Origin of the sequence: Muricoccus radiodurans (genome assembly GCF_050154705.1) — a bacterium.
In the GTDB taxonomy this organism is placed as follows: domain Bacteria; phylum Pseudomonadota; class Alphaproteobacteria; order Acetobacterales; family Acetobacteraceae; genus Roseomonas; species Roseomonas radiodurans.
This window is the reverse complement of sequence record NZ_CP189561.1, coordinates 2593896-2620007: the sequence shown is the minus strand read 5'-3', so window position 1 is coordinate 2620007 and position 26112 is coordinate 2593896. Positions and strand designations below refer to the sequence as shown.

At 71.5% G+C, this 26112-nt stretch carries 26 protein-coding genes; 18 read left to right on the top strand and 8 right to left on the bottom strand.

The genetic code is table 11. From position 1 onward, the window contains the following. Positions 1–185: 185 nt before the first annotated feature. The 4 genes from ACP6CK_RS12865 to ACP6CK_RS12850 are packed head-to-tail and all read right to left on the bottom strand — an operon-like array spanning position 186 to position 4376. Complete coding sequence (locus tag ACP6CK_RS12865) at positions 186–1166, bottom strand: Bug family tripartite tricarboxylate transporter substrate binding protein (RefSeq protein ID WP_426959389.1); 981 nt, start codon at positions 1164–1166, stop codon at positions 186–188. A gap of 23 nt (positions 1167–1189) precedes the next feature. Continuing rightward, complete coding sequence (locus tag ACP6CK_RS12860; protein WP_426959388.1) at positions 1190–2152, bottom strand: hydroxymethylglutaryl-CoA lyase; 963 nt, start codon at positions 2150–2152, stop codon at positions 1190–1192. An 11-nt stretch (positions 2153–2163) separates the two neighbouring features. Next, positions 2164–3378, bottom strand: coding sequence for a CaiB/BaiF CoA transferase family protein (locus tag ACP6CK_RS12855; RefSeq protein ID WP_426959387.1), 1215 nt, complete (start codon positions 3376–3378; stop codon positions 2164–2166). Between the two features lie 8 nt (positions 3379–3386). Next, complete coding sequence (locus tag ACP6CK_RS12850) at positions 3387–4376, bottom strand: Bug family tripartite tricarboxylate transporter substrate binding protein (protein WP_426959386.1); 990 nt, start codon at positions 4374–4376, stop codon at positions 3387–3389. A 126-nt stretch (positions 4377–4502) separates the two neighbouring features. Here ACP6CK_RS12850 and ACP6CK_RS12845 point away from each other — a divergent pair, with 126 nt between their 5' ends. The 17 genes from ACP6CK_RS12845 (at position 4503) to ACP6CK_RS12765 (ending at position 20869) form a co-directional block, all read left to right on the top strand. Then, positions 4503–5243 (top strand): IclR family transcriptional regulator, encoded by a 741-nt coding sequence (locus ACP6CK_RS12845; protein WP_426959385.1) that lies wholly within the window; start codon positions 4503–4505, stop codon positions 5241–5243. A gap of 23 nt (positions 5244–5266) precedes the next feature. After that, entirely contained in the window at positions 5267–6154 is an 888-nt protein-coding gene (locus ACP6CK_RS12840) for an SMP-30/gluconolactonase/LRE family protein (protein WP_426959384.1), read from the top strand. A 99-nt stretch (positions 6155–6253) separates the two neighbouring features. Further along, positions 6254–7243, top strand: a complete 990-nt coding sequence (locus tag ACP6CK_RS12835; RefSeq protein WP_426959382.1) for a Bug family tripartite tricarboxylate transporter substrate binding protein — start codon at positions 6254–6256, stop codon at positions 7241–7243. Positions 7244–7274: 31 nt separating this feature from the next. Continuing rightward, positions 7275–8048 carry a helix-turn-helix domain-containing protein gene (locus tag ACP6CK_RS12830; protein ID WP_426959381.1) on the top strand — a complete coding sequence of 258 codons (774 nt, stop codon included), beginning with the start codon at positions 7275–7277 and terminating at the stop codon, positions 8046–8048. Between the two features lie 108 nt (positions 8049–8156). Then, positions 8157–9128 carry a Bug family tripartite tricarboxylate transporter substrate binding protein gene (locus ACP6CK_RS12825; RefSeq protein WP_426959380.1) on the top strand — a complete coding sequence of 324 codons (972 nt, stop codon included), beginning with the start codon at positions 8157–8159 and terminating at the stop codon, positions 9126–9128. Then, positions 9125–9754, top strand: coding sequence for a nuclear transport factor 2 family protein (locus ACP6CK_RS12820; protein ID WP_426959379.1), 630 nt, complete (start codon positions 9125–9127; stop codon positions 9752–9754). Before ACP6CK_RS12825 ends, ACP6CK_RS12820 begins: the two co-directional genes overlap by 4 nt. After that, entirely contained in the window at positions 9751–11232 is a 1482-nt protein-coding gene (locus tag ACP6CK_RS12815) for a bifunctional 3-(3-hydroxy-phenyl)propionate/3-hydroxycinnamic acid hydroxylase (protein WP_426959378.1), read from the top strand. The genes ACP6CK_RS12820 and ACP6CK_RS12815 overlap by 4 nt, the downstream gene beginning before the upstream one ends. 25 nt (positions 11233–11257) lie before the next feature. Next, complete coding sequence (locus ACP6CK_RS12810; protein ID WP_426959377.1) at positions 11258–12106, top strand: fumarylacetoacetate hydrolase family protein; 849 nt, start codon at positions 11258–11260, stop codon at positions 12104–12106. Between the two features lie 2 nt (positions 12107–12108). After that, on the top strand, positions 12109–13095 hold the full coding sequence (locus ACP6CK_RS12805) for a VOC family protein (protein ID WP_426959376.1): 987 nt from the start codon (positions 12109–12111) through the stop codon (positions 13093–13095). A gap of 29 nt (positions 13096–13124) precedes the next feature. Beyond that, entirely contained in the window at positions 13125–14075 is a 951-nt protein-coding gene (locus ACP6CK_RS12800) for a Bug family tripartite tricarboxylate transporter substrate binding protein (RefSeq protein ID WP_426959375.1), read from the top strand. Positions 14076–14100: 25 nt separating this feature from the next. Beyond that, a complete protein-coding gene (locus tag ACP6CK_RS12795) occupies positions 14101–15066 on the top strand; it encodes a tripartite tricarboxylate transporter substrate binding protein (protein WP_426959373.1) in 966 nt (321 codons plus the stop codon). Positions 15067–15122: 56 nt separating this feature from the next. Next, a complete protein-coding gene (locus ACP6CK_RS12790) occupies positions 15123–16106 on the top strand; it encodes a Bug family tripartite tricarboxylate transporter substrate binding protein (RefSeq protein ID WP_426959372.1) in 984 nt (327 codons plus the stop codon). Between the two features lie 207 nt (positions 16107–16313). Beyond that, entirely contained in the window at positions 16314–17249 is a 936-nt protein-coding gene (locus tag ACP6CK_RS12785; RefSeq protein ID WP_426959371.1) for an NAD(P)-dependent oxidoreductase, read from the top strand. Positions 17250–17262: 13 nt separating this feature from the next. Further along, complete coding sequence (locus tag ACP6CK_RS12780; protein ID WP_426959370.1) at positions 17263–18618, top strand: acyclic terpene utilization AtuA family protein; 1356 nt, start codon at positions 17263–17265, stop codon at positions 18616–18618. After that, positions 18615–18956 (top strand): AtuA-related protein, encoded by a 342-nt coding sequence (locus tag ACP6CK_RS12775; protein ID WP_426959369.1) that lies wholly within the window; start codon positions 18615–18617, stop codon positions 18954–18956. The genes ACP6CK_RS12780 and ACP6CK_RS12775 overlap by 4 nt, the downstream gene beginning before the upstream one ends. Beyond that, positions 18953–19939: a Bug family tripartite tricarboxylate transporter substrate binding protein gene (locus ACP6CK_RS12770; RefSeq protein ID WP_426959368.1), complete on the top strand. Its 987-nt coding sequence runs from the start codon at positions 18953–18955 to the stop codon at positions 19937–19939. The genes ACP6CK_RS12775 and ACP6CK_RS12770 overlap by 4 nt, the downstream gene beginning before the upstream one ends. Positions 19940–19948: 9 nt before the next feature. Further along, the gene (locus ACP6CK_RS12765) at positions 19949–20869 is read left to right on the top strand and encodes an SMP-30/gluconolactonase/LRE family protein (RefSeq protein ID WP_426959367.1); all 921 of its coding nucleotides are present in this window, start codon (positions 19949–19951) and stop codon (positions 20867–20869) included. 195 nt (positions 20870–21064) lie between these two features. Here ACP6CK_RS12765 and ACP6CK_RS12760 read toward each other — a convergent pair whose 3' ends face one another. Genes ACP6CK_RS12760 through ACP6CK_RS12745 form a run of 4 tightly spaced genes read right to left on the bottom strand, consistent with a single transcriptional unit; the run spans position 21065 to position 24907 of the window. Further along, complete coding sequence (locus ACP6CK_RS12760; protein WP_426959366.1) at positions 21065–22039, bottom strand: Bug family tripartite tricarboxylate transporter substrate binding protein; 975 nt, start codon at positions 22037–22039, stop codon at positions 21065–21067. Continuing rightward, positions 22036–23043 carry a Bug family tripartite tricarboxylate transporter substrate binding protein gene (locus ACP6CK_RS12755; protein WP_426959365.1) on the bottom strand — a complete coding sequence of 336 codons (1008 nt, stop codon included), beginning with the start codon at positions 23041–23043 and terminating at the stop codon, positions 22036–22038. The genes ACP6CK_RS12760 and ACP6CK_RS12755 overlap by 4 nt, the downstream gene beginning before the upstream one ends. A gap of 53 nt (positions 23044–23096) precedes the next feature. Then, positions 23097–23900 (bottom strand): class II aldolase/adducin family protein, encoded by an 804-nt coding sequence (locus ACP6CK_RS12750; RefSeq protein WP_426959363.1) that lies wholly within the window; start codon positions 23898–23900, stop codon positions 23097–23099. Beyond that, entirely contained in the window at positions 23843–24907 is a 1065-nt protein-coding gene (locus ACP6CK_RS12745) for a LysR family transcriptional regulator (RefSeq protein ID WP_426959361.1), read from the bottom strand. The genes ACP6CK_RS12750 and ACP6CK_RS12745 overlap by 58 nt, the downstream gene beginning before the upstream one ends. Positions 24908–25023: 116 nt before the next feature. Between ACP6CK_RS12745 and ACP6CK_RS12740 the strand changes: the two genes are divergently transcribed. Next, positions 25024–25890, top strand: coding sequence for an amidohydrolase family protein (locus ACP6CK_RS12740; RefSeq protein WP_426959360.1), 867 nt, complete (start codon positions 25024–25026; stop codon positions 25888–25890). Positions 25891–26112: the final 222 nt, after the last annotated feature.

Here is a 26112-nt window from a genome sequence, read left to right as displayed (position 1 = left end):
AGAGAAGGAATTCTCTCCCCCGGACCCCCTCTCATCGATCTTTGTCAGGCTTCCGCGGACGGTGGATACGGGGTCGCTCCCCTGTCCGAATTCCGCGGCAGCCTGATAGACGGGGAAGGAGGTGAGAGGTTTGCGGGGGCATCCCTTCACCCTCCCCCAGAGTCACCATGGCCGACCGATCAGGCTCAATCGGCCGTCACGCGCGCATCGCGGACGGCCTTGCCCCACTTCTCGATCTCGGCCGCCAGGAAGGTCCGGAACTCCTCGGGGGTGGAGGGGTTCGGTTCGCCACCCTCGGCGACAATGCGGGCGACTACGTCGGGCCGCGTCAGCGCCTTGCGCGCCTCCTCGTTCAGCCGGGCGACGATCGGGGCCGGCGTGTTGGCGGGCGCGACGAGGCCGGTCCAGTTCATCGCCTCGAAGCCCGGGTAACCCTGTTCCGCCACCGTCGGCACGTCCGGCAGCAGCGGGATGCGGCGCGGCGAGGTGACCGCGAGCGGCCGCATGTCGCCGGAATCGAGCATGCCGCGCACCGCCAGCGGGTTCGCGTGATACCCGTCCAGCCGGCCCGCGATCAGGTCGGTGGCGACCTGCGCCGCGCCGCGATACGGCACGATCACCGTCTGGATGCCGGCGCGGATGTCGAACAGCTCCTCGGACAGGTGTCCGACCGTGCCGCTGCCGGCGTGGCCCTGCGTCAGGCCGCCGGGCCGTGCCCGGGCCGCCGCGACGAAGTCCGCCAGCGTGCGGATCGGTGACGTCTTGCCCACCACGATGACGTTCGGCTGCACTGCGATCAGCGAGATGAGCGAGAGGTCCCGCAGGGGCTGGTAGGGAATGTTGGGATAGAGCGTGACGTTGATCGCGAGGTTGGAGCACTGCCCCATCCCGATCGTGTAACCGTCCGGCGCGGCTTTCGCGACGGCGTCAATGCCGACATTGCCGCCGGCGCCGGGGCGGTTCTCCGCCACGATCGTCCAGCCCGTCGCGGTGCTGATCCGTGATCCCATCTCCCGCGAGATGACGTCGGTGCCGCCGGCGGGCGGGAAGGGGACGATCAGGCGGATGGGGCGGTTCGGCCAGTCCGATTGCGCCCGCGCCAGGCGGGGCGTGGCCAGGGCCAGCCCGGCGCCGGTCAGGCCCCGGGCGATGTCGCGTCTCTGCATCCTGTTTCCTCCTCGTTCGTTCGTCAGGCCGCAGCGCGGGCACGCAGCGCGCCCAGGCCGCCGCCGCGGATCATGGCGCTCGGCAGGCGGCGGCCGAGGATGCGCTCCGCCAGCGCCGCTGCGTCCAGCAGCGCGTCCAGGTCCACGCCGGTCTCGATCCCCATCTCCTCGCAGAGGAAAACGAGCTCCTCCGTGGCGATGTTGCCGGGGGCGCCGGGGTGGGCGGCGAAGGGGCAGCCGCCCACGCCGGCCACGGCCGCGTCGAAGGTGGTGACGCCCATGCGCAGGCCGGTCATGGCGCAGGCAATCCCGAGGCCGCGCGTGTCGTGCAGGTGCAGCACGATCTTCAGCTCGGGCCAGCGGGACCGCACGGCGCCGAGGACGCGCTCCACCCGCAGCGGCGTCGCCCAGCCCATGGAATCGGCCAGCGACACGCGCTCGATCGTGCAGCCCGTCTCCTCCGCGAGGGCGAGGGCATCCGCCAGCACGGAGACCACGCGCTCCGCCGGCACGTCGCCGGAGAAGTTGCAGCCGAAGGAGGCCTGCACGCTGGCGCGCGTGACCGGTACGCCGGCCGCCTGGTGCGCCGCCACATTCTTGCGCATCGCCTCCAGCTGGCCGTCATGGTCGCGGTTAAGGTTGCGCTTGGAGAAGGCTTCCGACGCGCTGACCGTGATGGAGCCGAACAGCGTCAGCCGGTCCCGGAAGTTCAGGGCGCGCTGGAGATTGGCGGGGCTGAACCACAAGGCATGGTACTCAACGCCATCGCGCGGGGCGAAGCCGGCCACCACCTGCTCGGCATCCGCCCATCCCGGCACCAGCTTCGGGTTCACGAAGGACGCCACCTGGATGCGGCGCAGCCCGGTGGCGGAGAGCGCGTCGATGAGGGCGATCTTGTCGGCGGTCGCGATCGGGCCGCCCTCGATCTGGAAGCCCTCGCGCGGGCCTTCCTCCTGGATTTCCACGTGGCTCGGCAGGTCGGTCATCTTGCCTCTCCTCATCCCTGCGCCACGGCGGTGGGCAGGTGGTCCTTTCCGTCGTCATCCGCGGCTGGCGGCGTCGTGTCGCCCGGCAACGACGACAGGATCTCGTGCGTGTGCTGCCCCGGTGCCGGTAGGTCGGAGCGGACGCCGAGGCGCGACGCGCCGAACTGGATCGGCAGGGCCGGCACGGCGGCCGGGCGCCCATCCGGCAGGGTGACCGGCAGCAGCCCGCCGCTCGCCTTCAGGTGCGGGTCGTCATAGAGGTCGCCGGGATGGTTGATCCGCGCGAAGGGCAGGCCGGCCGCCTCGCACATGGCTTCCAGTTCCGCCACAGGGCGCTTGCCGACGAGGCTTTGCACCAGCGGGATCAATGTCTCCCGTGCCGCCGAGCGGGCGTTGTTCGTGGCCCAGGCCGGGTCCATCAGGGCCGGGTCGCCCAGGGCGCGGGTGAAGATCTCCCACTGTCGCTCCGTGACGACGCCGATGAAGAGCTGCACGCCGTCGGCGGCGGTGAAGACGTCGTAGACGCCCCAGGCCCGGCGCCCCGCCGCCATGGAGGGCGGCGGCGATCCGGTGATAGCCCCTTGCAGCATGTGGGTGGAGACGAGGAAGGCCGCGTTCTCGAACAGCCCGGATTGCAGGTGTTCCCCGCGGCCCGTCATCTCCCGCTGGCGCAGCGCGGCCAGCACGGCGATGGCACCGAACATCCCGCCCATCATGTCGTTCACCGGTGCGCCCGCGCGCAGCGGACGGCCGGGCGGGCCGGTCATGGTGGCCAGGCCGGACATCATCTGCACCACCTCGTCCAACGCGGTGCGGTTCTCATAGGGGCCGGAGAGGAAGCCCTTCAGCGAGAGGTAGATCAGCCGCGGGTTGCGCGCGGACAGCGCGGCGTAGCCCAGGCCGCGGGCCTCCAGCCCGCCGGGGCGGAAGTTCTCGATCAGCACGTCGGCCGTGTCGATCAGGCGCAGCAGCGCGTCGCGGTCCGCATCGCTCTCCGTGTCGAGCTGCACGGATCTCTTGTTACGAGAGAAGGCCGCGAAGAAGCCGGTGCCGGAGGAGGTGAGATAGCGCGTGCGATCGCCCTTGCCCGGCGGCTCCACCTTGATGACCTCGGCTCCAAGGTCGGCCAGGACGAGCCCGCAGGTCGGGCCCATGACCATGTGGGAGAACTCGATCACCCGCACGCCGGAAAGGGGCAGGGGCTTGGTGGGCGGGAGACTGTCCATGTTGGTCCTCATTGTGGCTGCACGCCGGCCTCGCGCAGCACGGCGGTCCAGCGGGCGATCTCGGCATCCACGTAACGGCGGGCTTCCTCGGGCGTGTTCGCGATGATCCGCTCGGCGCCCATCTCCACGAGGCGGGCGCGCAGCGGGCCGTCGGCGAGCACGGCGGCGATCTCCGCCCGGATGCGGGCGAGAAGCGGCGTGGGCGTGCCACCGGGCGCGAGGATGGCCTGCCAGACGGAGAAGGTGGCCTCGGGGAAGCCGGCCTCTCCCACCGTCGGCACGTCGGGCATCACGGGCGAGCGCTGCGCGGCGGAGATGGCGAGCGCCCGCGCCTGCCCCGAGGTCGCGAGCGGGAAGGCGGTGAAACCCGCGTCGTAGAGCAGGTCCACCCGTCCCGCGATCAGGTCCTGCGCCGCCGGCGCCGCGCCGCGATAGGGGATCTCCTCCATCCGCGCGCCCGCCGCCTTCAGAAAGAGCAGCGTGACGAGTTGCAGTGCGCCACCCGTGCCGGTGCTAGCATAGGTCATGCGGCCGCCGGAGGCGCGCAGCCGCGCCACGAAATCCGCCACGCTCCGGTCCGGCGAATGGGGCGGGACGAGCATCACCATCGGGCTCTCCGCGACGATCGTCACGGGTACGAGGTCTGTCGCGGGATCGTAGTCCAGCCGGGCGTAGAGCGCCTTGTTGACGGCGTGGCCGGTGTTGCTGAACAGCAGGGTCGCGCCGTCCGGCCGCGACTTCGCCACCGCCGAAGCGCCGATGTTGCCGCCCGCGCCCGTCCGGTTCTCCACCACCACGCGTTGCGGCAGGCGCTGCGACAGCGCGTCAGCGATCAAGCGGGCGATGACGTCGGTCGGACCCCCCGCGGCATAGGGCAGGATCAGGCGGACGGGCTGCGTGGGCCAAGCGCCTTGGGCGCGCGCGAGGCGCGGCAGGACCGCCACCCAGGGCAGTGCAAGGGCGGCGCGGCGTGACGGGCGCGTGGTCCGGTCGGTCATCCTGAACTACCCCGGTAATTTCTGTTTGACAGAAATGATTTCTGTTCCTAAGCGGAGACCTAGCGTCGAACTTCCATCAGGGTCAAGGACGAAAAGGTGGTGGCCTCCTTTATTCCGCGCCCTGTCATGCCCACGGCGCCCGAGCGGCCGCGCCGGGGGCGCCCCCCTGCGCCGGGCCGAGAGCCTTCCGGCACCGCGGACCGCGTCGAGGCGGTGGAGCGCGCCCTGACCCTGCTGAACGCCTTCGCGGACGGCACGCCCCGGCTGACCTTGGCGGAACTCGCGGCCCGGGCCGGGCTCTATCCGAGCACGGCGCTGCGACTGGCGGGCTCGCTCCAGCGCTTCGGTTACCTCCAGCGCGACGCGGACGGGCTGTTCCGCCTGGGGCCTGCACCGCTGCTGCTGGGCGGGCTGTATCAGCGATCCTTCGATCTTTCGGAGAATGTCCGTCCGGCCCTGGCGCGGTTGGTCGCCCGCACCGGGGAAACGGCCAGCTTCTTCGTGCGGGAGGGGGATCACCGTGTCTGCCTGCTCCGCACATCCTCTCCCCGCCCGATCCGGCACCATGTCGAGGAGGGCAGCCTCCTGCCGCTCGACCGCGGGGCCAGCGCGCATGTGCTGATGGCGCATACGGGCGGGGAGGGGGAGCGGTTGGACGCGGTGCGGTCTCGCGGCCTGGCCGTCTCGGTCGGGGAGCGCGATCCGGAGACGGCGGCGGTGGCGGCGCCGGTCTGGGGACGCAGCGCCTTTCTCGGCGCGCTGGGCGTGACCGGGCCGCGTGGGCGGTTCGAGGGCGCGCATCTCTCCGAGATCGAGGTCGCGGTGTCCGAAGAAGCCCGCGCCTTGACCCGCATCCTGGGCGGCTGAAACAGACAGTGTGGAGGAATGGCATGATTCCGGCGGAGATCGCGACGCAGGTCCTGACGGAAATGCCGGCGGCGCTGCGCCGCCCGGTGGTGACCGACTGGTCACGGGCGAACAAGCGCGGCTTGCCCGTCGACTGTTTTCTGGAAGGTCCCTGCCCCGACCACGCCGGCAACCTCTATGTCACGGACATTCCGCACGGCCGGATCTTCCGCATCTCCCCCGGCGGCGATTGGACGCTGCTGGCCGAGTATGACGGAGAGCCGAACGGACTGGCGCTGCACCCGGACGGCGATCGGCTGGCCATCGCAGACTACAAGCAGGGCATCCTCTCCCTCGACCTCGCGACCGGCGCCGTGTCGCCGCTGCTGACGCGGAGAAACAGCGAACGGTTCAAGGGGCCGAACGACCTTGTCTTCGCGCGGGACGGCACGCTTTACTTCACGGACCAGGGGCAGTCGGGGCTGCACGATCCGACCGGGCGCGTGTACCGGCTGCGCCCCGATGGGCGCCTGGACCTGCTGCTGTCCAACGGTCCCTCCCCGAACGGCCTCGCGCTCTCGGCGGATGAGGAGGTGCTCTTCGTCGCCATGACGCGCGACAACGCCGTCTGGCGCCTCCCGCTGTTGCCGGATGGCAGCACGTCGAAGGTCGGGCGCTTCGCCGCCTTCCACGGCACCAGCGGACCGGATGGGATGGCGATGGACGGTAAGGGCCACCTGCTGGTCGCGCACGCATCGCTCGCCTGCGTCTTCGTGCTGTCGGAGCAGGGTGAGGTGCTCGCGCGCATCCGCTCCTGCCGCGGGCGGACAGTGACGAACCTGCTCGTGACCGGCGATGGCCGGGTGCTGATCACAGAGTCCGAATCCGGCAGCGTCCTCTGGGCCGCCTGGCCGGCCTCGGACGCCGGCTGATGCCTCGGCCCCTCGAAGGACGGCGCGGCTTGGATTAACGTTCCTCCATCAGGTGGCCGCGCGGCGTCAGATCCGTGCGGCGCAACAGGGGAACGATCCATGATCCGTCGTCGCGCGATCCATCGCGGTGTGCTGGGAAGCCTTGCGCTCGGGGCGCTCGCGCGCCAGGCGCTTGCGGCCTTTCCGGACCGTGTCATCACGGTCGTCGTGCCCTTCGCGGCAGGCGGGGCAACGGACCTCGCGGGACGGCTCCTCGCGGACCGGCTGGGGCCCTTGCTGGGGGAGAGCGGGCGCGCCGTGGTGGACAACAAGCCCGGCGCGGGCAGCGCGCTCGGCGCCGACATCGTCCGCCGCGCGCGACCGGACGGCTACACGCTGCTCGTCGGCTCGGCCTCCACGCTCGCCGTGGCGCCGGCCTCCGGCGCGGCGGCCGCGCGCTACCATCCCACCCGCGACTTTACGCCGCTCGCGCTGTTCGGGCTGAGCACGATGGGGCTGGTGGTGGCGGCCGACAGCGGCATCCGCACGGTGCCGGAGCTGCTGGACCGGCTGCGCGCCAACCCCGGGCGCTTCGGCTTCGCCAGCTCCGGCGTGGGCGGCATCTCCCACTTGGCGGGCGAGTACCTGGCGAAGCTCGCCGAGGTGCAGGCGATGCACGTCCCGTATCGCGGCGGCTCGCAGACGCCGGAATCGGTGATGAAGGGCGAGACGCTCTACGCCGTGGACACGCTCGGTTCCGTCGTCGGACAGGTGCGGGACGGATCGCTGCGGCTGCTGGCCGTCAGCACGCGGGGGCGCGACCCGAACTTCCCCGACGTTCCGACGGTCGCGGAGGCCGGGCTGCCCGCCTATGAGGTGGCGAGCTGGACCGTTCTCGCGGGGCCGGCCGGGATGCCGGACGACGTGACGGAGGCGATCGGCCGCGCCGCCGCGCGGGCCATCACGGAGCCGGCGGTGAAGACGCGGCTGGAGGCCACCGGCACGCTGCCAGAGCCCGAGAGCACGCCCACCGCCACCCGCGCCTTCCTGGACCGCCAGTTCGGACTCTACCAGGAGATCGTGCAGCGGATCGGGCTGCGCCTGGAGTAGACCGGCACGGCAGCCACAGGCGCGGACGCCCATGCAGCCAAAGCCGATCCGCGCCCTTTCCCGCGGGCTGGCGGTGCTGGCGGCGCTGAACCGCCACGGCAGCGCGACCGTCGTGACCCTGGCGCGGGAGACTGGCCTGTCCCGCGCCACGATCTACCGCGTGATGCAGACGCTGCTGGACGAGGGCTACGTCGCCCGCGGCACCTCGGACGACCGCTTCGGGCTGCGCCTGAAGGTGCGCGGCCTGTCCGAGGGGTTCGAGGACGAGAACTGGATCGCCGCCGTCGCGGCGCCAGAACTCGTGGCCCTCACGAAGCGCATCTCCTGGCCCTGCGACGTCTCCACGCTGGAGGGGACTCACATGGTGATCCGCGACACCACGCACCGGATCGCACCCTTCTCGATCGATCGCGGCATGGTGGGGCGGCACATGCCGATGCTCGCCAGCTCCGTCGGCCTTGCCTACCTCGCGTTCGCGCCGGAGCGGGAGCGGAGGGCGCTGCTCGGGCTGCTGGCGGCCTCGGACGATCCGGCGGATGCACCGGCGCGGAACCCGGCCGGCGTGGCGCGCCTGCTCTCGGCCACGCGGAGGCGGGGTTATGGGCTGCGGCAGGGCGGCGCGATCTGGCCGCACACCGGCTCCATCGGCCTGCCGATCCGGCACGGCGACCGGCTGATCGGCTGCATCAACGCGATCTGGATGGCCCGCGCCATCGGTCGGGACGAGGCGCTCCGTCAGTGCCTCGTGCCCCTGCAGGAGACGGCCCGGCGGATCGAGGCCCGTCTGGCCGCGGGGGAGGGTTGAGCCCGCCGGTTCACCAGGCGGACATCCGGGAAATGACGCTGTCGCCGTTCAAGCGTCCGCGCTGAACTCCCCTCAACGGCGATCACGCCGATGGAGGGAACGACGGCCATGGCGCCCAAGCGCCGATCCCTGCTCGCCTTTGCTGCGCTCACGGCCGCACGTCCCGCCGCGGCGCAGGGCGCGTTCCCGTCGCGGCCGGTGCGCGTCGTCGTGCCCGCTGCCCCGGGCAGTGCGCCCGACAGCGCGATGCGCATCCTGGCGGAGCGACTCTCGGCGACCTGGCGCCAGGCGGTCGTGGTGGACAACCGGCCCGGTGCCGGCGGCAACATCGGCGCCGCGGCCGCCGCGCGGGCGGAGGCGGACGGGCATGTCTTGCTGTTCACGCAGGCGACGCCGCTCGTGCTGAACCAGCATATCATGCGGGCGATGCCCTTTGATCCCGCGCGGGATCTGGCGCCCGTTACGCTGATGATGACCACGCCCTTCATCCTGGCCGCGCGCCCGGAGCTGGGAGTGCGGAGCCTGGCGGAGCTGAAGGGCGCGGCGGCCCGCGCACCGCAGGGCCTGACCTTCGCGACCAGCGGCGCGACGAGCCTGCCGCGCTTCGCGGGGGAGCGCATCGCGCGCGGCCTGGGCCTCGCGCTGACGAACGTGCCCTACAACGGCAGCCCCGCGGCGGTGCAGGACACGATCGCCGGCCGCACGGACTTGGTGATCGATGGCACGCCGCTCCTCACGCCGCAGATCCGCGCCGGCACGCTGGTGCCGCTCGCCATCACCGCCGTCGGCCGCTTCCCGGGGCTGGAGACGATTCCCACCGTGGCGGAGGCGGTGCCGGGCTACGCGATGGGCGGCTGGTTCGCGCTGATGGCACCGGCTGGCACGCCGGCCGCCGTTGTCGGGCGCGTGTCCACCGACGCCCGGTCGGTGCTCGCCGATCCCGTCATCCGCGCCCGCCTGCTGAACGAGTTCGGCGCCGAGGTATCCGCGGACGGTCCAGCCGCTCTGGCGGAATTCATCGCGTCCGAGCGGGCGACGCTGGGCCGCTTGGTGCGTGAGCTGGAGGTACCGATCGAATGAGCGAAGCTGAGCACCCAGGCCAGCCCGGCCGTCCGGAGGAGGAGGCCGACCGCGCCGCCATCCGCCGCGTGATCGAGGCCTGGGGCTTCCGCCGCGACGCCGGCGAGTGGGACGCCCTGTCCGAGACCTTCCACCTCGAAGGGACCATCGCGGTGAGCTGGTACGCCGGCCCCTTCGCCGGTTTCGTGGAGGCGTGCCGCGCCATCCGTGGGCGCAACTTCTCCAAGCACGTGATGTGCGGATCGCGCTTGGTGCTGCGCGGCCGGCGCGCCCTGGCGGAGACCGACGTGCTCCTGCACATGCGCGGCCTCGTGGACGGGGTGGAGATGATCGGGCAGACGAACATGCGTTTCCTTGACCGGGTGGAGCGGCGCGGGGAGGGTCCCTGGCGCCTGCTGGACCGCGTGGCGGTCTATGATCACGACACGATCGCGCCGGCGATCCCCGGCACCGCCGCCCCGATCGCGGCGGAGGAGCTGGCGGGCCTGGCGCCGGGGCACCGCTTCCTCGCCTGGCGGCTGCGGCGCGCCGGCCGCACCGTGCCCGATGATCTGCCGGCCCCGGGCAGCGCGCGGGAGGCCGCGCTGCGACAGGAGGGGGACACTTGGCTGGAGGCCGCGCCGTGAGGGACGTGCTCCCCGACGCGGAGGTCGCGATCATCGGCCTCGGCCCCGTGGGTGCGGCGCTGGCGAACCTGCTCGGCGCCCAGGGCGTGCGCACGTTGGTGCTGGAGCGGGAGGGCACCGCCTACCGCCTGCCCCGCGCCGTGCACTTCGACGACGAGGTGATGCGGATCTTCCAGTCCATGGGGTTGGCCGAGGCGATCCTGCCCATCACCCATGTCTCCCCTGGAACGCGGTTCGTGGATGGGCAGGGGCGGCTGCTCCTGGACTGGTCGCGTCCGATGACGGTGGGCCCACAGGGTTGGAACGTCTCATATCGCTTCCACCAGCCCGATCTGGAGCGGGCTCTGCGCGAGGGCCTGCGGCGCTGGCCCTCCGTGTCCGTCTGGACGCGGGCGGAGGTCTTCGCGCTGGAACCAGGCCCGGAAGCCATTGGCCTGCGCTACGAGGACCTGACGAATGGCGGCATCGGGCGGGTATCGGCCCGCTACGTCGTGGGCTGCGACGGGGCTCGCTCCCTCGTACGGCGGTGGATCGGGGAGCCGATGGAGGATCTCGGCTTCCACGAGCGCTGGCTGGTGGTGGACGCGATCCTGCGCCGCCCCCGGCCGGACCTCGGCGACCATACGGTGCAGCACTGCGACCCCGCGCGCCCCGCCACCTATGTGCGCGGCACGGGGGACCGACGGCGCTGGGAGATCGCGCTGCGGGAGGGCGACGACCTCGGGGCATTGGGCCGGTTGGAGGAGGCCTGGCCGCTTCTCTCCCGCTGGATCACGCCGGAAGACGCGGTGCTGGAACGCAGCGCGATCTACACCTTCCACTCCACCGTCGCGCGGCGCTGGCGGAACGGGCGCTTGCTGATCGCGGGGGATTCGGCGCACCAGACCCCGCCCTTCCTCGGCCAGGGCATGTGCGCGGGCATCCGGGACGCAGCGAACCTCGCCTGGAAGCTGCCGCGGGTGCTGCGGGGCGAGGCGCCGGACACCCTGCTGGACAGCTACGGCACGGAGCGCGCCCCGCACGTGGAGGGCTATATCCGCGAGGCCGTGCGGATCGGCGGGCTGATCAACACGACGGCGATGGAGGCGGTGGTCTCCCCGGACGTGCTGCATGGTGGCCAGGCGGAGCGACTGGTCCCGGTGCGGCCGGCACTGGGACCCGGCCCCGCCATCGGTTGGACCGAGCCGGCGGGGCGCCTGCCGCCGCAGCCCCGCCTTTCGGACGGGACGCTGCTGGATGACAGGGTGGGCCTGCGCTTCGCCGCCGTGATGCGGCCGGGCTTCGCGGCCGGCCTGCCGGAAGCGGTGCTGGACCGGCTCTCCGCGCGCGGCGCGGTGCTGGTGGCGGATGGCGCGCCGGAGGTGGCGGCAATGCTGGAGGGAATCGGGGCGGAGGCGGTGCTGCTGCGCCCCGACCGCCACGTGCTCGGCGCCGCGCGCGACACGGACGAGATGCGGGCGCTGGCGGAGGCGTTGTGACGATGCGGAACAGAGGAATAGCGCGATGAGGCTGGTTTCCTTCGAGCGGGACGGGAAGAGTGGCTTCGGCGCCGTCTCCGGCGATGGCGTGGTCGACCTGACGCCGCGCTTTGCCGGCCGGGCGAGTGGGCTGCGCGGCCTGCTGTCCGCCGGATTGCTGGATGAGGCGCGCGAGGCGGCGTCCGGGCCCGCCACGCAGGCGCTGGATGGGCTGCACCTGCTGCCGGTGATCCCCGATCCCGACAAGATCATCTGCGTCGGGCTGAACTATCGCGACCACGTCGCCGAGACAGGTCGCACGGTAACGGAGAAGCCCGCCCTCTTCGCCCGCTATGCCGGCAGCCAGGTCGGGCATGGCCAGCCACTGGTGCGCCCGCGCGTGTCGGAGCAGTTCGACTACGAGGGGGAACTGGCCGTGGTCATCGGCACCGGTGGCCGGCACATCGCGCCGGAGGAGGCACTGCGGCACGTCGGCGGCTATGCCTGCTACAATGAGGGCAGCGTGCGGGACTGGCAGCGCCACACCTCGCAGTTCCTGGCGGGCAAGACCTTCGCGGGCACGGGCGGCTTCGGCCCCTGGCTGGTCACGGCGGACGAGATCCCCGATCCCTCGAAGCTGATTCTGGAGACGCGGCTGAACGGGCAGGTGGTCCAGCACACCACCACCGACCTGATGATCACGCCGGTGCCGCAGCTCATCGCCTACATCTCCACGATCCTGCCGCTGCTGCCGGGGGACGTGATCGTCTCCGGCACGCCGGGCGGCGTCGGGATGAAGCGGGAGCCGCCGCTCTTCATGCGGCCCGGCGACGTGGCGGAGGTGGAGATCTCCGGCATCGGCACCCTGCGCAACCCCGTCATCGCGGAGGAATAGCCATGACCGTCCAGGCGCTCGGCTACATGGTCATCGGCTCGGACCGGTTGGACGACTGGGACGGCTTCGCGACGCGACTGCTCGGCATGCAGCGCGTCGACCGCGGTGGCGGCACGCGCGCCTTCCGGATGGATGACCGCTGCCAGCGCCTGATCGTCTCGGACTCTGCCGTGCCGGCCACCATCGGGTGGGAGGTGACGGACGCGGCGGCGCTGGACGCGCTGGCCGCGCGGCTGGAGGCGGCCGGCACACCGGTCTCGCGTGGGCCCCGCGGGCTGGCGGCGGAGCGGCAGGTGGTGGACCTCATCACCTTCCACGATCCGCAAGGCACGCCGCTGGAAGCCTTTCATGGCGCGCGGCGGGCCGAGACGGAGTTCACGCCGGGCCGGCCGATCAGCGGCTTCCGTACCGGACCGCTCGGCATGGGTCATGCGGTGCTCCACGTGGCGGATGCGGACGCGCTGCTGCCCTTCTATCGGGATCTGCTGGGCTTCCGCGTCACCGATTGGTCGCGCACGCCTTATCCCCTCTACTTCTTCCACGTGAACGGACGGCACCATTCCTTTGCGATGGTGGGCTCCGGCCGCTCCGGCCTGCACCACTTCATGGTGGAACTCGGCGCGCTCGACGACGTCGGGCAGGGCCATGATCTCGCGCGGTCCGAGGAGGGCCGGCTGGCCTACGGGCTAGGGCGCCACACCAACGACCACATGACGTCCTTCTACGCGAACACGCCCTCCGGCTTCTTCGTCGAGTATGGCTGGGGCGCGCGGGTGGTGGACCCCGCCACCTGGCAGCCGCACGAGACGCATGACGGCCCGAGCCTCTGGGGCCATGAGCGCTTCCACCTGCCCGATGAGGCGCGCGCCCGGATGCGGGCGCTGGCGATGGACGCCGCTGCCCGCGGCGTGCGCGCTCCAGACCCCAACCCCGGCCCGTTGTCGAGCACCGGCTGCGCCTGGGCCGATGCGGTGATCCGGGCGGAATAGCGACAAGCCAGAACGCGGGAGAGAGGCGCATGATCGGACGGAGAGCGATGCTGGCGGCCGCGCTGACTGGGCCCACGCTCGCGGCGCAAGCGCAGGAGATGCCGCGCACCATCACGCTGGTGGTGCCGTTCTCGGCCGGCAGCGTGGTGGACATCATGGCGCGGCCCTTCGCCGACGCGCTTCGCGCGGCGCTCGGCAACATGGCGACGGTGGTCGTGGTGAACCGGGACGGCGGCGGCGGCTCGGTGGGCGCGGCCGCCGTGGCGACGGCGCGGCCGGACGGGGCCACGCTGTTCTTCGGGCCCTCCGGCATGCTCACGACGCGGCCCTTCCTCACCGCCGGCCTGCCCTATGGCTGGGGCGCGCTGGAGCCGGTGTGCCAGACCTTCGAGAACATCTTCCTCATGATCGTGCCGGCGAACTCGCCCTTCCGCAGCGTCGCGGACGTGGTGGCCGCGGCGCGGGCCCGGCCGGAGGCGATCACCTGGGGCGATGCCGGCGTGGGCACGGTCGGCAACCTCGTCGCGCTGGAGCTCTCACGCAGGGCCGGTGTGACGATGACGCATGTCCCCTACCGCTCCTCCCCGCAGCAGGTGCTGGACACGCAGTCCGGTGTGCTCGCCTTCTCCATGACCACCTGGGCCACGGTGCGCGGCACCGACCTGCGGGTGCTGGCCGTGGTGGCGGATGAACGACAGCCCGGCCTTCCGGACGTGCCCACGCTGAAAGAGTCCGGCTTCGACGTGAACTGGCGCGGCTTCGGCGGTGTCATGGCCCCGCGCGGCACCCCGCCCGCCCTGCTGCGCCGGCTGGAGGCCGCCTGCCTGGAGGCGACGCGGAGCGAGCCCTATCGCGCCATGGCCGAGAACACCGGCCAGATCGCCCCGCCCTTGGATGCGGCCGCCTTCGGCGCGAGACTCACCGCGGAATACGAGAACGCGGCCACCTTCCTGCGCGAGATGAACCTCGTGGCGCGGTGAGCAGGGGCGCAGGGGAGGAACGAGGATGATCGGACGGCGGGAACTCGTCGGCGTGGCGCTCGGCCTGGCGGCGGCACCGGGCGCCCGGGCGCAGGAAGCTTACCCTGCCCGTCCCATCCAGGTGGTAAATCCGTATCCCGCCGGCGGCGCGACGGACCTGATGGCGCGCGCCATGGCGACCGGGCTCGCGCAGCGCCTGGGGCAGCCTGTCGTGGTGGTGAACCGGGACGGGGCGGCGGGCGCGGTGGGAACATCAGGCGTCGCGCGCGCGGCGCCGGACGGCTACACCCTCGCCTTCGTGCCGTCCCTGGTGCTGTCGGTGCTGCCGGTGACGCAGCCGAACTCCGGGCTGCGGCCGGACTCGCTGCGCCCGGTCTGCCAGATGTTCGCCAATGCCCAGGCGATCGCGGTGCGGCAGGATTCGCCCTTCCGCAACCTGGCGGACCTGGTCGCCGCGGCACGGACTGCACCGGGACGCATCACCTATGGCTCGCTCGGTATCGCCTCCATCCCGCATCTCGCGGTGTTGCAATGGGCCCGGGTGGCCGGGGTGGAGATCACGCACGTTCCCTATCGGGGTGATGGGGCGGTGATCACGGATGTCCTAGGCGGGCGGCTGGACCTCGCGGCCATCGTGCTCGGCTCGGCGTCCGGCCGCACGGACCTGCGGCTGCTTGCCGTCTTCGACACGGCCCGCAACCCGGCCTTCCCGGACGTGCCGACCGCGATCGAGCAGGGCTTCGACGTCGCCCCTACCTCCTTCGGCGGCTTGATGGCGCCGGCCGCCACGCCACCCGAGCGCCTGGCCGTGCTGGAGGCCGCCTGCGCCGAGGTGGCGCGGGAGGAGGTCTATCGCGCCGCCGCCCGTCGCGCGCCGCAACCGGAGAGCTATCACACCGGGGCCGACGCCTTCGCCCGCCGCCCGGCGCGCGACGTGGCCGAGAAGGCGGAGCTGCTACGGGGCATCGGTGCCGAGGCCTCGCCGGGCTGACCCGGAAAGAACCATGGCTGCTGCGCGCCGCGCAGCCGGTAAGGAGAGAATGGGCCATGAACAAGCTTTGCCTGGCGCGCCGCGCGCTGTTGGCCGCTGCGGGAACTGTGGTGGCCGGGCGCGCAGCACGCGCGGCCTATCCGGACCGTCCCGTCCGCTGGATCGTCGGCTACGCGCCCGGCGGCGGCTCGGACAGCGCGGCGCGGCTGCTCGGCACGGCGCTCTCGGCGCGCCTCGGGCAGCCTGTCGTCGTGGAGAACCGGCCGGGGGCCGCGACGTCCATCGCGGCCGAGGCCGCCGCAAGATCCGCGCCCGACGGCTATACCCTGCTGACCGCCGACAACGGCACCCTCGTCTTCAACCCCGTCCTGTATCGCCGCCTGCCCTATGAGGTGGACCGCGACTTCCGGGCCGTGGGGCTCTTCGCACGCATGGACCTCGTGTTGGTGGTGAAGGGCGGTTCTGACATCCGCGGCGCGGAGGCCTTCATCGCCCGCGCGAGGTCCGCGCCCAGCTCGATCGACTACGCCTCGCCGGGCGTCGGTTCGCCGCACCACCTCGCGATGGAGCGCCTCGCGCGGGAGGCCGGGATCCGGCTCAACCACGTGCCCTATCGCGGCGCCGCTCCGGCGCTGAGCGACCTGCTGGCCGGCAATGTCGAGGCGATGATGCTCGACGTGCCGACCGGCCTGGAGCATCTGCGCGGCGGCTCGGCGATCCGCCCGCTGGCCGCGGCGTCCGCACGGCGGCTCCGTATCCTGCCCGGAACCCCGACGCTGCAGGAGCTGGGGCAGCAGGGCTTCGAGGCCTTCGCCTGGCAGGCGTTGCTGGCGCCGGCCGCCGTTCCGGAGGCGGTCGCGGCGCGGCTGTCCGAGGAGTTCGCGGCGGTTCTGCGCGACGAGGCCGTGGGCGAGCGCCTGCGCGCCATCGGAATCGAGCCGAACCCGGGCGGGCCGGACGCCTATGCCGCGCTGCTCGCCGCGGAGCGAGCCGCCTGGGTGCCGCTGATCCGCTCGCTCGGCATCACCCTCGACGGGTAAGTCGGGACGAGGCGGTCCCATAGCCTGCCTCAATGGAGGATGGGCGACTTCTGATTGGCCGACCGCGCCGACCGCCCGCATCATCCGCCCCGACCGCGGCCGCGCGACGGCCGCCGGAGGGAGGATGACGATGGCGATCGGGACCCGCGCCCGCCGCGCGCCGCCGCGCGCGCCCATGAGCCGGATACGCCGCGAGGCGGGGGCCTGATGTCGAGGGTCTACGCCATCGACCCTTTCCACCGTGCCGGCCTGGACCTCGTCGCGCAGAGGGCGGAGCTGATCCTCTGGGATGATCCCCGCGTGGCGGACTGGCGGGAGGATGCGGACGGCCTGATGGTCCGCCTCACGCCCCTGACCCGCGCGGACTTCGCGACGGCCAAGCGCCTGCGCGCCGTCGTGAAGCAGGGCGTGGGGGTGGAGACGATCGACCTCCAGGCCGCGCGCGACCACGGCATCACCGTCTGCAACACCCCCGGCGTGAACAGCGAGGCGGTGGCCGAGCTGGCACTGACCCTCGCCCTGGCGGTCGGGCGCCGCGTGCCGGAGATGGACCGTGCCATTCGCGGCGGCGGTCAGGTGAGCCGGGAGAATTTCCTCGGCCTGGAGGCGTGGGGCCGCACGGTCGGCATCATCGGCATGGGCAACATCGGCACGCGCATCGCCCGGAAGTGGCATGGGGCGTTCGAGTCGAAGATTCTGGCACTGGACCCCTACGTTCCCGCCGACCACTGGCCCGACATCCCGCATGAACGTCTGGCCACGCTGGCGGAGATGCTGCCGCGCGTGGACGTGCTGACGCTGCACCTGCCGCTGACCGAGGAGAGCCGCGGCATGATCGGCGCGGCGGAGCTGGCGGTGATGAGGCCGACCGCCATCCTGGTGAACACCGCCCGCGGCGGCATCGTGGACGAGGCTGCGTTGCACGCAGCGCTCGCGTCCGGGCATCTCTTCGGCGCCGGGCTGGACGCCTTCGCGCTGGAGCCACCGACGACGGAGAACCCGCTGGTGAGCCTGCCGAACGTCGTCTGCACCCCACACGCGGCCGGCGGCACGCAGGACACCCAGGCCAAGAGCTCGCTCGCGGTCGCGCAGCAGTTGCTGGACGTGCTGGGCGGCGGTGAGCCCTGGGCACGCGTGGCGTGATGGAGGATCGGATTTGAGCGGCACCAAGGACCGCATCCGCGTCGGCGCGGGCGCCGGTACGTCGGATGACCGGATGATCCCGGCGCTGGAGCTCGCCGAGCGCGGGGAGCTGGACTACCTCGTCTTCGAGTGCTTGGCCGAGCGCACGGTCGCACGGGAGAACCAGGACCGGTTGAAGGATCCGGAGAAGGGCTACACCCCCTCCATGCCGGAGCGGCTGCGGCTGGTGCTGCCGACCTGCGTGGAGAAGGGCATCCGCATCGTCAGCAACATGGGCGCCGCCAACCCGCCTGGCGGCGCCCGCGCGGCCCGGCGCGTGGCGAAGGAGATGGGCCTGGGCGATATCCCCGTTGCCGTGGTGGTGGGCGACGACGTGACGAGCGTTCTGCGGAATCAGCCCGGCCTCCGCCTGATGGAGAACGAGGAACCGCTGGAATCCATCCTGCCCCGCGTCGTCTCCGCCAACGCCTATCTCGGCGCCGACGTGATCGTGGAGGCACTTTCCACCGGCGCTCCGGTCGTGCTGACGGGCCGCGTGGCAGACCCGTCACTCTTTCTCGCGCCGATGATGCACGAATTCGGCTGGGACTATGACGATTGGGACAAGCTCGCGGCCGGGACGGCGGCGGGACATCTGCTGGAGTGCACGGCGTCCGTCACCGGCGGCTGCTTCGGCTGGCCGGGGGTGAAGGACGTGCCGGATCTCGCGAACAACGGCTTCCCCTTCGCCGATGCGACGCGGGATGGCGGCATCACGGTTGGCAAGACGCCGGGCAGCGGTGGCCGCCTAGATGTCGCCACCTGCACGGAGCAGCTCATCTACGAGATGCACGACCCGACCGAATACATCACCCCCGACTGCCGCCTGGACATCACCGGCCTGTCGCTGGAGCAGGTGGCGGAGGACCGGGTGCGCGTCAGCGGCGCCCGCGCCCGTCCCCGCACCGACACTTACAAGGTCACGGTCGGCCACACCGATGGCTGGATCGGGGAGGGCGAGGTCTCCTATGGCGGCATCGACGCCGTGGCGCGCGCCAAATGGGCCGCGCAGATCGTCGAGGAACGGCTGCGCCGCCGTGGCTTCACCTATGACGACTACCGCGTGGACCTGATTGGCATGTCCAGCCTGCACGGCGATCCCGAGCACCGCCCGGAGCCCTACGAGGTGCGCCTGCGCGTCGCCGCCCGCGCCCAGGACCGCAAGGCGGCGCACGCCGTCGGCTTTGAGGTGCGGGCGATGCACATGCACGGTCCCGGCGGTGCCGGCGGTGCTTGCGAACCGCGCGTGCGGGAGGTGCTGGCCGTGAAATCCGTGCTGCTGCCACGCAACCTGGTGAACGCGCAGGTGATGGTGGAGGGACGCGCATGAGCGACGCGCCGCTGCGGGTCTATGACCTTGCCCATTGCCGCGCGGGCGACAAGGGCAACACCTCCAACGTCTCTGTCATCCTCTACGACGACGCGGACTGGGAGTTCCTGCGCGAGGTGCTGACCGAGGAGCGCGTCCGGCAAGCCTACCGCCACGTCGCGAAGGGACCGGTCAAGCGCTACGAGATCCGCAACCTGAAGGCCTTCAACTTCGTCATCCAGAACGCGCTGGGCGGTGGGGTGACGATCTCCCTCGCCCAGGACATCCACGGCAAGAGTCTCAGCAACATCATGCTGGCGATCCAACTGCCGGCGCGTTCCCAAGGAGGACAAGCATGACCCTTGCCTCATCGCGGCGCGGCCTGCTGGCCGGCGCCGCCACCCTCGCCGCGGGGCCGGCCCGCGCCCAGGCGCCCGCCGATGCATCCCGTCAGCCGATCCGGCTGATCGTCACCGCGGCGGCCGGCGGCTCGACCGACGTGGTGGCGCGGATCGTGGCCCCCGGCATGTCCGAGGCGCTGGGCGGCCGGTCCGTGGTGGTGGAGAACCGCGGCGGCGGCGGTGGCGTGATCGGGGCGGAGGCGGTGGCGAATGCGGCGCCGGATGGCTCCACCCTCGGCTTCTTCACCGTCACCGCGGGGGTGCTGAACGCCCTGCTGCACAAGAATCTGCGCTTCGAAACGCAGCGCGCCTTCGCCCCCGTCTCGCTCGTTATCACCATGCCGATGCTGCTGACGGTCGGGAACCACGTGCCTGCCCGCAACCTGCAGGAGTTCGTGGCCTGGATGAAGACGCGCCCGGGGCGCACGACCTATGGATCTTCAGGCCCCGGCTCGATCAACCACCTTGGTGCCGTCATGCTGTGCAACCGCAGCGGCACGCAGGCCGAGCATATCCCGTTCCGTGGCGCGGGGCCGGTCTTCGCGTCCATGATGGCGGGGGACACGGACTTCCTGATCGAAGGGATCGCCTCTCAGGCGCCTTTCGTGCAGCAAGGCTCCATCCGCGCGATCGCCGTCACCTCGCCCGAGCGGAGTCCGCTGCTTCCCGATGTGCCCACCGTGATTGAGCAGGGGATCCCTGGCTTCGAGATCCTCAACTGGATGGGCGTTTTCGCCCCCGTCGCCACGCCCGCCCCGATCATCCAGCGGCTGGAGGCGGCCACCCAGGCGGCCGTGCGTGACCCCAGTGGCAGCCGGCGCCTGCGCGAGACCGGCGTGGAGCCGGCCGGGTCCGGCGCGGCGGAGCTGCGGCAGTTCTGGGAGGGGCAGTTTCGCCTCTGGGGACCGATCGCGGCCGAGTCCGGCGTGACCCTGGACTGAACGGTGCCGATGAGCCTCTTCGCCCCTCCTGAAACGATCATGGCCGAGGTCTTCGCGACCCTGCCCGATCACTTCCGCAAACCGGTGACCCCGGAGCGTGCGGCATCCGGCCGCAGCGTGCCGACGCAGGGCTGCTTCCTGGAGGGACCGTCCTTCGACCGAGATGGAAATCTCTATGTCACCGACATTCCCTTCGGCCGTATCTTCCGCATCTCTCCCTCCGGAGACTGGACCCTCGTCGCGGAGTATGACGGCGAGCCGAACGGGCTGAAGATCCACAAGGACGGGCGCATCTTCGTCGCAGACTACGCGAACGGGATCATGCTGCTCGATCCCGGCACGGGCCGGGTCACGCCGCTGCTGACGGGCTACAAGGCCGAGCACTTCAAGGGCGTGAACGACCTCGTTTTCGCACGCAACGGCGACCTGTACTTCACGGACCAGGGGCAGACGGGGCTTCAGGACCCGAGCGGCCGCGTCTACCGCCTGCGCGCCGCGGACGGGCGGCTCGAGCGGCTGGCCGACAACATCCCCAGTCCCAACGGGCTGGTGCTGAACGGGGCGGAGAACACGCTCTACGTCGCCGTCACCCGCGCCAATGCCGTCTGGCGCCTGCCGATCACGCCTGACGGCAGCGTGCTACGGATGGGCATGTTCATCCAGCTTTCCGGTGGCCGCGGTCCGGATGGAATGGCGATGGACGAGGCGGACGGGCTGGCGGTGGCCCATCCCGACATCGGTGCCGCCTGGATCTTCGACCATCGGGGCGAGCCGCGTTTCCGCGTGCAGTCGCCGCGCAGCGACGTGGTGACGAATCTCGCCTATGGGGGGCCGGAAAACCGCACGCTGCACATTGTGGACTCCGTTGCAGGCTGCATCCTGACGGCGGAACTTCCTGTCCCGGGGCGGCGGATGTTCTCGCATCAGTAGAATGGCCGGGGGAAGGGCTCAGGCAATGCCCTAGCCCCCGGACCCCCATCTACTTCTATCAGGCTGCCGCGGAAGCCGTGGATGGGCTCTCCCGTATCCGGATTCCGCGGAAGCCTGATAGGAAAAGATGAGTGGGGGCTCGGGGGGAGAGAATTCCTTCTCTCCCCCGGAGTCACAGCGACCGACAGTCCAGAATCACTCCACCTCGATCCGCGCCGCCGCCACGATCTCCCGCCACTTCGCGATCTCGGACGCGGTGAAGCGCGCCAGTTCTTCCGGCGTGCTCGTGCGCGGCTCCGTGCCGTCCTCTCGCAGCTTGTCACGGATGGCCGGTAGTGCGGCGAGTTCCACGAACTTCCCGTTCAGGCGCGCGACGATGTCCGGCGGCGTGCCGGCCGGGGCATAGACGGCGGCCCAGTTCAGCATCTCGTAGCCGGCCAAGCCTCCTGCCTCCTCAACCGTTGGAATGTCCGGAAACGTGGGCGCGCGCTGCCGGCTGGTGACGGCCAGGGCGCGCACGCGGCCCTCCCGGATCTGCGGGGTGACGGTGGTGGAATCGGCGAACATCACCTGGGCGTTCCCTGCGACCACGTCGGTCAGCGCCTGGGGATTGGCGCGATAGGCGACATTCGTCATCGCGACGCCCGCCATGCTCTTGAACAGCTCTCCTGCCGCGCGGGAGGACGCGCTGCCGCTGGCGAAATTCAGGGCGCCCGGATGGGCCTTCGCGTAGTCGATCAGGTCGCGCAGGGTGCGGATGGGCAGGGCGTTGTTCACCACCACGAAGTTCACCGCCACGCCGATGAGCGAGATCGGCGCGAAATCCGCGATCGGGTCATAAGGAAGGCGTCGAAACAGCGCAGGGTTCGACCCGTGCGTGGAGTTGGAGGTGAAGAGGAGCGTATAGCCGTCCGGGGCCGCGCGGGCCACGGCCTCGGCCGCCAGGAAGCCGTTGGCACCACCGCGGTTGTCCACGACCACGGGCTGGCCCCAGTCGGCGCTCATCTGCTGACCGAACAGGCGGGCGCGGATGTCGGTCGCGCTGCCGGCCGCAAAGGGCACGACAAGTCGGATGGGGCGGTTGGGAAAGGCGGGTTGTGCACGGGCCGCCGTCGCGCAGCCGGCCAGCGCCAGACCGATGGCGGACCGGCGCGCGAGGACGGCGCTCATTCCGGCCTCAGCCCGGCGATCGCGATGGCGCGTCGTGCCTTCTCCATCTCGCCCTGCAGGAAGGTGACGAGGCCCGGTGTCGTCAGCTCCGGCGGCGTGGGCGGGTCGGCACCAAAGGAGGTCAGGCGTGCCAGCACGTCCGGCTCCGCGGCGGCCTCTCCCACGGATTGCTGTAGGGCGCGCAGGATGCCCTCCGGTGTCCCGGCCGGTGCGAAAAGGCTGACGAAGGAGGCGGCGAGGAAATCCGCGTAGCCCTGCTCGATGAAGGTCGGCACGTCGGGCAGCTGAGCCGACCGCGCCGGGGCGGCCACGCCCAGGATGCGGCCCCGGCCCTCGCGGTGCAGGTCCAGCACGCTCGGCAGCTCGATCAGGATGCCGTCGAGGCTGCCGGCCGCGAAGTCGGCCAGGGTGGCGCCGCCGCCACGATAGGGGACGTGGACGAGGTTCGCGCCGCTCGCTGCCTTGAACAGCTCCAGCGGCAGATGGTTGGCCCCGCCGACGCCGGAGGTGCCGATCGTCACGCCGTTCGGCCGCTCCCTGGAATAGCCGACGAGCTCCGGCAGGGTCCGGACCGGCATCCGCGCCTGCACGATGATGACCATCGGCACCTGCCCGAACATCGCCACGGGAATGAGGTCGGTCATCGGGTTGAAGCGCGGCTGTGCTGTCAGCAACGGTCCGTTGACGATGGAGCCGGGGCTGCCGACCAGAAGCGTGTAGCCATCAGGCCGGGCGCGCGCGACCGCCTCCGTGCCGATCGCACCTGTCGCGCCAGAGCGGTTCTCCACCACGATGGGCTGGCCCAATCGCGGCGTCATCCGGTCCGCGTAGAGCCGGGCGGTGACGTCGGTGTTCCCGCCGGCGGCGAAGGGCACGATGAAGCGGAGAGGCCGGTTCGGCCACCCGTCCGGCCCCCGGATGGCCGACTGCGCGCCGACCCGCGCTGCCGGCAACGCCAAGGCAGCGCCGAGCAGCAATCGACGGCCCATCGGGGATGGGATCATGAACGCTCCTCCTCCCGGGGCGCCCGCTCTGCCGGCGGGCTGCACCCCGACTGTCAGATCCAGTAGGGCGGGTAGCCCGAGCCCTTCTGCTCCGCCTCGAGCCGCCGCAGCAGGGCGTGCCACTCCAGCACGCCGTAGGGGCGGCGCACGCCGGGCTGGTAGAGATGCGCGGTGCGCGCCAGCACGTGCTCCGTCGGCAAGGTCAGCTCCGTCCGGGCGGCCATGGCGTCCACCTGGGACCGGCAGGACATCTCCAGCTGGTAGAGCGTGTTGAAGGCCTGCTGCAGCGTCGCGCCGCAGGTCAGCAGCCCGTGGTTGCGCATGATCATCGCGTCGTGCGGCCCGAGGTCCGCGACGATCCGCTCCCGCTCAGCGAGGTCCGTCGCCGGCCCCTCGTAGTCGTGGTAGCCGATATGGCCGACGAAGCGGATCGCCGTCTGGTTCAGCGGCAGCAGCCCGCACTTCATGGCGGCCACCGCCATGCCCGCGCGGGTGTGGGTGTGGATCACCGCCGCCACGTCCGGCCGCGCCTTGTGGATCGCGCCGTGGATCACGTAGCCCGACTTGTTGATCCCGTAATCCGTATCGGGCTTCCAGAGGATGTTCCCCTCGACGTCGATCTTCGCGAGGCTGGTCGCCGTGATCTCCTTGTAGAGCAGCCCGTAGAGGTTGATCAGCAGGTGCTCGGTGCCGGGGATGCGCAGCGTGATGTGGTTGTAGATCATGTCGGTCATGCCGTAGGCATCGACCAGCCGGTAGCAGGCGGCCAGGTCCAGCCGGGCCTGCCACTCCGCCTCGCTCACCTGGTCCCGGATCGAGGGCCAGTCCGTCCCGTAGCGCGGTGCCGCGTGGTCCATGGTGCGCTCTCCTCCTCCGGCCTCTGGGGGCCATCACTTCCCGCCGGGCCGGCCTTCCGTCCAATTGAAGGATTTTCGCGCCCCATTGAAGGCTTCAATGCCCTGGGCGCGGCCGGCATCAGGTCCTCCTCCGCCAGGGTGCGGCGGAGATGGGCGACGAAGCGCTGCAACACGGTGGAATCCCGCGCCCCGCGGGGCCGGACGAGCACCGTCTCGAAAACGATGGGCGGGTCCAGAGGACGGGCGACGAGGGCCGGAAAGGGCAGGGTCCGCAGCATCAGCGGCTCCACAAGCGCCACCCCGCCGCCGTGCTGGGCCAGCATGATGCCGGTGAGGGAGAGGCTGACCTGCGCCACCACCTCCGGCGCGACGCCCGCCTGGGCCAGGGCCCGGTCCACCGTGGCGCGGAACAGGTTCTGGGGCAGGTAGGTGACGATCGGATGCCCGGCCAGCGCGTCTACCGGCACGCTCGGGCGCGCTGCGAGCGGGTGATCGCTCCGCATCACGCAGGCGATCGAGGAGTGGACGAGGAGCTCCGTCTCCACCTCCGTGCTCGTCACCGGCTCGTGCACGACGCCCAGCTCCACCTCCCGGCTGGCCACCCGGTCCACTACGCCCGGCGACGTCAGGGACTGGAGCGCCACCCGCGTCCCCGGCCGCTCCGCCAGGAAGGTCGCGACCGCCTTCGCCAGGTAGCCGTTGGCGATCGGGAATGCGGCAGCAATGGAGAGCGTGCCCAGACGCCCGCCCGCCAGGTCCTGCGTCAGCCGCTCGACCGCTGCCAGCCGGCTGAACACCGCCTCCACGTCGGGCAGCAGGGCCTGCGCCTCCGGCGTCGGCTGCAGCCGTCCGCCCACGCGGTTGAACAGGCGGAAGCGGAGCTGCGCCTCGCAGTGCTTCAGCACCGTGCTGACCGAGGGCTGGGTGACGTTCAGCAGCCGCGCGGCCCCGGTGACGGAGCCGGTCCGCATGATCGCGTGGAACACCTCGAACTGCCTGAGGTTCATGCCCGGTCCGCCGCGCCCTCCCGCCCCCACCATAAACCGCTTCGATGGATGATGAAGGGATTCGGTCTGGACCTGTCCGCCCGGCCCGGCGAGCCTCCGTCCCGAAGAGGAGCGCCATGACGACACCCCACCCGGTCCCGGCCGGCGCCTGCGACTGCCACACCCACGTCTTCGGCCGGCCGGAGGAGTATCCGCTTTCGCCTGACCGCGCCTATACGCCCGGCCCGGCCACGGCCGAGCAGTTGCTGGATCTCCAGCGCAGGCTCGGCCTGGACCGGGTGGTGCTGGTGCAGCCCAGCACCTACGGCACCGACAACGCCTGCATGCTGGATGGCCTGCGGCGACTGGGCCCGGCCCGCGCCCGCGGCGTCGCGGTGATCGACGACGCCACGCCGGACATCACGCTGCGCGAGATGGATGCCGCCGGCGTGCGCGGGGTCCGGTTGAACCTGCACACTGCCGGCCGGGACGATCCGGAGGCCGCCCGCACCCTCCTTGTGAAGACGGCGCGCCGGATCGCCCCGCTCGGCTGGCACGTGCAGGTCTATACGGACCTCTCGGTGATCGCGGCGCTGCACGACGACGCGCTGGCCTTGCCGACCGACCTGGTCGTGGACCATTTCGGTCGCGCCGAGGGGCGGCTCGGTCCATCGCAGCCCGGCTTCGAGGCGCTCCTGTCCCTCGTGCGGGCAGGGCGGGCATACGTGAAGCTCTCCGCGGCCCATCGACTGTCCGATGCCCCCGACAGCGAGGACATGGCGCCGATCGCCCGGGCGCTCATCGCGGCGAACCCGGCACGGATGCTCTGGGCCACGGACTGGCCGCACTCCGGCACGACGGGCCGTGGCGCATCGCGTCTCGAGGTCTCCCCCTTCGACGTCGTGGACGACCAGCGTTCGCTCGCCCGGCTCGGGGAATGGACCGACGCGGCGACGTTCCGGCAGATCCTCGTGGAGAATCCGTCGCGGGTTTATGGGTTCTGATCGGCTGCGCCGGTGACGCCGGGGGAGAGAAGGAATTCTCTTCCCGGACCCCCACTCATCTTCTTCTTCGAGGCTGCCGCGGAAGGATGACATGGGGGAGAGACCCCGGCCCGCCCCGGCATCAACCCGACAAGACGAGGCGATAGGGCCGAACGCAGTGCGTTCCAAGGGACCGGGACGAGGGAGCATTTCGTCCGCCCCTCCCGGAGCCACATGCCCGGC